Genomic DNA, 6,738 nt, shown 5'->3' with positions numbered 1-6,738 from the left:
TATTAGATACAAAAGAATGGCTAGAAAATAGTCAGCTTTAAGTGGCTCAATTTTTACTTGCGAAATACAGAGCACAGAGAATGATTGGCGTAATTTATGGTGTTTTCAATCTAAAAAGACGAATTCTTAAATCATAAGAAATCGTCTTTTAAATTTATCTAATTATGTAATTACATACAGTTTAAGAAGATAGTGAAGATAGTATGTTATTTTATGTATTCAACATCTAAACTGTTTGGTGATTTATTCGTATATAAAATCCAATACTTAATTTCATTAGAGTACTTTACTTGTTTTGCATATTCACCAAAAACTTTTACGTGCTTTATATTAGACTCATTTGGGATCATAACATTCACATATAAAGGGTCAGAAATAAAAGCATCACCACCAATTAATTCAGGGCCTCCTATACCTACCTCCCAGTTTAATTTACCGTCGTTCATCTTGATAAATCCGATATTTAACTGCTGATTTTTCTTACTCTTATAGATTACAACTATATAATCTCCTCTTATATCATAGTCGATTACTCTTTCATAATCTTTACCTTCATCGCTTTCAAGTATTTTTACGATTTCATCCTCAAATGAAATTTCTTTAGAACAGCCTACCAAGAAAATGATTAAAATCAATGGAAAAGCAATAGATACTAGTCTTATGTTTCTCAAAGCTATGTTTATAAACTCATAATTTTGCTTAAACAACATGGTCCGATCGTTTAAGTTAATAGTTCACAACATACCTAAATTTTAACATAAATATCCAATATTTTTTTGGAGTTGCTCCATTATCTGACCCTATAACGGAAAAAAGCTAGGAAAGAATCCTTTGCGGAGATTCGTCGTTTTGCTATGAAGAACAGGGGGAAATTGTTAAAATTGTAATAGATAACATTAGAATTTAGTTATGTTAGGAAACATAATTTAACTAGGTAAAAATAACCCTTAAAATTGGAGGAACTCATTATCAGAAATCTATTACAATTATTATTACTAATTCTACTTTTATTGGTGGTAGGTTGTTCGAATAACGTTTTTCAGGATAATATTACAATAACAAGTATTGAAATTATGAAATTCAAAAACTCCCCCCCAACTGAAGAATACTATAACGAAGAGGGAGAAGTAATATCTGTAATAACATCCGAAGAAGAAATAAGCAAAATCATTAAATCCATTGAAGGCGCTGAAAGTGAAAGCCTTGAAAACGCCAATATTGCTTTGCCAAATTATATGCTCATTTTTAAAAATAACGGAGAGAAAGTTAAAAGCCTAGGATATAATCCTGACGTTGAATCCAAAGATTATTTTTATGATATTAGCGAAGATATGCGTTATAAAACTAACCCAATTAAATTAATGGAAAAATATAAATGAACAACCTTTGTAGAATTTACTACGAAGGTTGTTCATTTGTATTGAATAATAATATACTAACTAATATGCAAATTTTCAATTCCTATAATGAGTGACTTTAACGTATCGCTATGCTCCTTGATAAACTCATTCTTATCCGTGTAGAATTTTGATTTGTCCAAAGCCTAGTAAGGCAATAATCCAAAGAACTTTCTCGATTCGACTTTCCTTTGACATTATTTATCAACTTCTTATTTTTTAATGTTCTCTTCTATCAAATGCTTTTGGTGGTGATTCCAGCCAACCTTTATCAATTAAAATATTTGTAGCATCATCAACAAATAAACCTATATTAATTATAGCTCTCCCATATAATGCGCTAATATCTCTTCTTCCATTAACCGCTAGTGAATCTCCCATTGTTCTTATCTTTATAGAAAACATGTCAAATTTATGGAATAACATTATTTTATCTGAAAAAGGTGAAATGGTAGATGTTGTAACCAAATGGTCTATTGGCGATGGTGCTTGTAACTTTTCAATATGAAGTTTCTCAGTGAATTGCTTTACCGCCTTATCAGTCATTTCTAAACCTCGTTTAAACAATGACTTTATTTTTTCGTCTTTAACGGTCTGATAAAATCCTATTAACAACGCTTTACTTGTTGTATTATTTTCAATGTTATCGTAAAGGTGAATAATTTCCAGTGCATGTAGGGGTCTAACTTCTCCAAGCCAACCGTTTAGAAAGCTTTGATTATTTATGAAATCGTTTTTTTCGGGTGTTGGAATAATTGGAGGTTTTGCAATCAATTTCTTGTCAAATAAAACATTATTGATTTGTCCTACTAGGATATTCGTACATTGATTTGCATAAGCGAAAAATTCTCTTATATCCTCCCTCATGGCTAACGGAATTGCTACTGCGTATATGCTCATGCCCGCTTTAGCCGCATATTTTAAATAATGCACATAAAATTCATCCTCGTATAAACGAGGGGCACCAAGATTTACATCCTCTTGGGAAAATCCTTGTGGTATAGGGAAATTTTCATCTTCAAAAAACTTCTCAATCCTCTGCAAAAAATCCTTACTTATTGCTAAGCCATTTTCCAATAATGTTTTAATATGTTCATCCTCACAATGTTGAAGAAAATAAGTTAGGATTTGACTAGACATACTGTTTCCCATATAAGTAGTCCAAAGTTTACCTATTTCAACAACCGTTAAAGGTTGAGATTCGTCTAATTCTTGTGAACTCAAATTAATTGGCATCATAATATTCATTGGATTTAATTCTTTATCGGCATGTTCCATAGAATAACCTCCTATTTAATTAGTCAGAGAATAATATTCCCTCGAATATAAATATGTATGTATGAATGTACAACCTTTACAATACGTCTAATAAAAAGAATCTTAACAAATTATTAGCTAAGACCCGTTTTATTTATCTTCTTCAATTTTCAACTTATCTATTTACAAATCGCTTCTTAACTCTATCTGCTCTGATTTTTAAATGTGTTTTGGAACATTGATCATTGAATGTTCCCTTTTGCGAAGATTCTCCATTTTTTTGGGTATTATCTTCTTTGAAAGTTCCTCATTGCAGCGATTTCCATTTCCATTCGCGCACTTTCATCTTCCAAAGTTCCCTTTTCCTTCGATTACCATTTCCATTTGGGCACTTTCAGCTCCCAAAGTTCCCTTTTCCTCCGATTACCATTTCCATTCGGGCACTTTCGTCTCCCAAAGTTCCCTTTTCCCCCGATTACCATTTTCATTTGGGCACTTTCTTCTTCGAAAGTTCCCTTTTCCTCCGATTACCAGTTCCATTTGGGCACTTTCTTCTTCGAAAGTTCCACTTCACTCCAAGTTTCAATTTCATTTGGGCACTTTCATCACTCAAAGTTCCCTTTTCCTTCAATCCCCGATTCCATTCGGGCACTTTCTTCTTCGAAAGTTCCACTTCACTCCAAGTTTCAATTTCATTTGGATACTTTCATCTCACAAAGCTCCTCTTCTGTTAATTTTCATCAATGTGTTTTCTATAGTCTATTTCATCAAAAGTATCATCCACACATAAAAATCAACTAATCCAACAAAAAAGCCTAACGATATCCGCTAGACTTGGAGTATATGATATTAGAAATTAAAAAATATTTATGTACCACTCTATAATATAATCACCATAAAAATAAACGACTAGTGCTGCTATGGCTATGGATGGTCCAAATGGGATTGGCGTCTTCCGGTCTTGACCACGTATCTTTAAAAAAACAAAGCCAACAATTAAGCCAATAACAGAAGCAAAGAACAAGGTGACTAATGTACCAATTGTTCCTAATGCAAGACCGATAAGGAAGAATAATTTTATATCTCCCCCACCCATACCGCCTTTTGAAAGTAGAGCTACTAAAAATAAAACAGTAAACCCTACTACAGGACCTAGTAAACTATCCCACCAAGGTTCAGTGTGGGCAAAGAATCTTCCTAAAGCTAATAGTGGTAAAAAGAATAATAACACTTTATCAGGAATAATCATGTACGTAATATCAGAAACAATAATAATTGCAAGTAGTGAAATAAATAGTAAGCCTACTATTAACTCTGGTGTAAAGCGTAATTCCCAATAAGCTAATGCAAATAAAAATCCTGTGGCAATTTCCGTTATCATATAGATAGGTGACACCCTTTCACCACAGTAACGGCATTTCCCTTTTAAAAATATATATGAAAAAATCGGTATTAGGTCAAGAGCAGATAAACGATGCATACATTTTGTACAATGTGAAGCCGGGTACGCTATCGACATTTTTAAAGGTACTCGTAATCCAACAACGTTGAAAAACGAACCAAAAACCATCCCAAAAAGGAATGCAAATATAGTAATCACATATTCCAATAAATCCAACTCCTAACCTCATACCGAAAAAATCAGCTATTCACTAGTATAAATGTTTTCGTTTCAGATTGTCAAAAGCCCTTTTATTCACCTTCATAATAAAAAGTTGTCACTTGAATAGATGCAGAAACAGAATTCGGTTCTTCCTCCATGAATTCAACCTCTTCACCGGGTAAAGAAAAACTTATTGAATCCACATGCATAATACGCTCCAAATTTTCAATTTCGTCAATGAATCGAAGCAATCGTACATAATCAGGAGACTCCACTTGAAGACTAAAGGAAATCAATTTCAATTCTGGAGGTAATGTCCCAGCTAAACTAGAGTTCTCCGGTGCCGTTTCATCTACTGGTTCCCCTTCAGTATTTTCAGTGTCTGTTTCTGTTAGATTATTAGTATTGGGATCTACAGTACCATCTTCTGGAGCTTGTTCAGCTTCCGGTACAGTGATTCCAATTCCTGCATCCGCAGCAGAAGAATCGTAATTATTGAATGCAATCGATGATACGAATGAATTTGTCACATATTCGATTTCTTCAATATTTAGTAGTAGCTCGTCTACTTCACGTGTCTGTGGCACTTTTTTTCGAAGCGCGAAAATATTAGATTTATTTTGTGCTCGATCTGCCTCTATTTGAGTGATTGAAGATTGTAATGTTGATATTTCGTTATTCAGATCGTTTACAGAACGATTTAATGAATCCGCATCACTTTGTTTTGGCAGTACTACATAATAATAAACAGCAAAAATTAATGCCGCAATCAATGCAATCAGTAGAATCATCTGTGTATTTTTACCACTGGAGAGTTTCATTATTGGACACCTCCCGTAGCTAAATATATTTGATCAATAAACAATGTTAGATTCGAAGTATGTCTTGGAATAACATTAAAGTTTTCTGTCTCTGTACCTTCTGCTGTTCCATCATTACTTAAGTCAAATTGCGTTACGTCTGATAATTGAATATCGACAAAGTAAGGACTATTTGATAAACGGGATACATATTCCGATACATCATTTAATGTTTCGAAATCAACCGTAATCGTAACACTTTCAACACCAAATGAATATTGGCGTAAGTAAGCATTGTTCGGTTGCAATGCTTCAATTTCCGTAATTAAAGGTAGAACTGGGTATGAGATCATGTCCACATATTCAATCGTTTCTTCAATAGAACCTTGCTGAGTAGAATTTAATTCAGTTAATTTTGCCTGTAACTGATCTCGTTGTTGCTGTAAAATCTCTTTTTCAGACTCTAATGAGGAAACGGCTCCAATTGCGCTAAAATACTGCCATGATAAAATGGCAAGGGCAAGCACTGAAATAATTCCTACCATAATATAAATCCACAATGGTGTAGTCTGTTGTTTTTCAAGTTTCGGTATCAGGTTTATATCTGGAATCATCTATTTTAAACCACCTTTAATGCAAGGCCTAATAAGGAAGTGTGTTTCGCTTTATAGCCTGGGAAATGTTCATTTACTACGTAATCATTAACAACATTCACAGGCAATGGCAAATTCTCCTGCAACAACTGCTGAATTTGTTCTAAAAATGGATTATCACCCATTACTATAATTTCATCTACGGATTTTTCTCCTTTGTATAAAGAGAATCGAAAGAAGTTCATTATTCGATCTAATTCTAAAACTTGGTCTGCTAATGTCATACGATATTCTTCCACATCACCAGAAAAACTAAATTCAACATCTCCGGTTTCAGTACGACTTCCTAACCATAAAGATAGGTCTGTTTCAATAGGTTGATAACGTAAAAAATCCACTTGGCCATCAGAATATATACAAATGGATAATTCATTTACTAACCAATTGGCTAGTAAATACGTTTTATTAGGTTCTATAGCATTTATCATTTCAAGGAATCGCAAATTACATAATGCTCGAATATCTGCAACTTCTGGATCTAAGTCAATATCCAATAATAAATTTGTCATTTTATGTACTTCTTCAGGTGCAGCTGCAAAAAGCATCGCTTGTCCATCTCCGGGATTTGAGTCATAGACATCAATTAAAGGTTCCTGAAATGGTAAATGAATGGAACGACCTATTTCCATTTGAACAAACTCTTTTAGTTTATCACCTACTACTTCTTTAGGGTGATCGAAGGATTTTAAAAGTATGATTGGATCAGGTACAAAAAAACGGACACTTTGGTGTTTCCCTCCCAAAGAAGATACGTTTGCCTTAAATACATTAAATAACTCCATTTCATCTTTTATAGATGCTTCTTCTATCAATCCTTGAGGCAGTACCATTTCAAATAAGCTCGCTTGCTCAATCGATGGGCCCTTCATCACAATCGCTCGAAGCACATAATCATTTAATTCTATAGATACATGGGATTGTTTCTTTTTTGTTTTGAACATGTGCAGGGCTCCTTTGTAAACATAATATCTTATTAAATTTATTAGTTTTTCACTCCCAATCCTGATAAAGAATTATCAGGATTAGTA

Annotated in this window: 7 protein-coding genes; 1 reads left to right on the top strand and 6 read right to left on the bottom strand. The window is 33.4% G+C overall.

Annotation, left to right across the window (positions count from 1 at the left end; all coding sequences use genetic code 11):
• Positions 1-206: 206 nt before the first annotated feature.
• Positions 207-671, bottom strand: coding sequence for a hypothetical protein (locus CD30_RS07220; RefSeq protein WP_036174573.1), 465 nt, complete (start codon positions 669-671; stop codon positions 207-209).
• A gap of 402 nt (positions 672-1,073) precedes the next feature.
• Between CD30_RS07220 and CD30_RS07215 the strand changes: the two genes are divergently transcribed.
• On the top strand, positions 1,074-1,379 hold the full coding sequence (locus CD30_RS07215; RefSeq protein ID WP_170215812.1) for a hypothetical protein: 306 nt from the start codon (positions 1,074-1,076) through the stop codon (positions 1,377-1,379).
• A 237-nt stretch (positions 1,380-1,616) separates the two neighbouring features.
• Here the strand turns inward: CD30_RS07215 and CD30_RS07210 are convergent, their stop codons facing one another.
• From CD30_RS07210 to pilM, 5 genes are all read right to left on the bottom strand, one after another.
• Positions 1,617-2,675, bottom strand: a complete 1,059-nt coding sequence (locus CD30_RS07210) for a DUF3231 family protein (protein ID WP_235802016.1) — start codon at positions 2,673-2,675, stop codon at positions 1,617-1,619.
• A gap of 835 nt (positions 2,676-3,510) precedes the next feature.
• Positions 3,511-4,263, bottom strand: coding sequence for a prepilin peptidase (locus CD30_RS07200; RefSeq protein WP_036174565.1), 753 nt, complete (start codon positions 4,261-4,263; stop codon positions 3,511-3,513).
• A gap of 83 nt (positions 4,264-4,346) precedes the next feature.
• Positions 4,347-5,078 (bottom strand): coiled-coil domain-containing protein, encoded by a 732-nt coding sequence (locus CD30_RS07195; RefSeq protein ID WP_036174562.1) that lies wholly within the window; start codon positions 5,076-5,078, stop codon positions 4,347-4,349.
• A complete protein-coding gene (locus CD30_RS07190) occupies positions 5,078-5,671 on the bottom strand; it encodes a PilN domain-containing protein (protein WP_036174559.1) in 594 nt (197 codons plus the stop codon). Before CD30_RS07190 ends, CD30_RS07195 begins: the two co-directional genes overlap by 1 nt.
• Positions 5,672-5,676: 5 nt before the next feature.
• Complete coding sequence (gene pilM, locus CD30_RS07185) at positions 5,677-6,651, bottom strand: type IV pilus biogenesis protein PilM (RefSeq protein ID WP_036174556.1); 975 nt, start codon at positions 6,649-6,651, stop codon at positions 5,677-5,679.
• Positions 6,652-6,738 lie beyond the last annotated feature (87 nt).

The organism is Ureibacillus massiliensis 4400831 = CIP 108448 = CCUG 49529, assembly GCF_000772965.1.
GTDB classification, from domain to species: Bacteria; Bacillota; Bacilli; order Bacillales_A; family Planococcaceae; genus Ureibacillus; species Ureibacillus massiliensis.
This window is presented reverse-complemented; position numbering and strand designations above follow the sequence as displayed.

Excerpts from the sequence above, each read along its gene's own strand:
- CD30_RS07215 (WP_170215812.1), top strand. The coding sequence starts at position 1,074 with ATGAAATTCAAAAACTCCCCCCCAACTGAAGAATACTATAACGAAGAG.
- CD30_RS07210 (WP_235802016.1), bottom strand. The coding sequence starts at position 2,675 with ATGGAACATGCCGATAAAGAATTAAATCCAATGAATATTATGATGCCA.
- CD30_RS07195 (WP_036174562.1), bottom strand. The coding sequence starts at position 5,078 with ATGAAACTCTCCAGTGGTAAAAATACACAGATGATTCTACTGATTGCA.
- CD30_RS07190 (WP_036174559.1), bottom strand. The coding sequence starts at position 5,671 with ATGATTCCAGATATAAACCTGATACCGAAACTTGAAAAACAACAGACT.
- pilM (WP_036174556.1), bottom strand. The coding sequence starts at position 6,651 with ATGTTCAAAACAAAAAAGAAACAATCCCATGTATCTATAGAATTAAAT.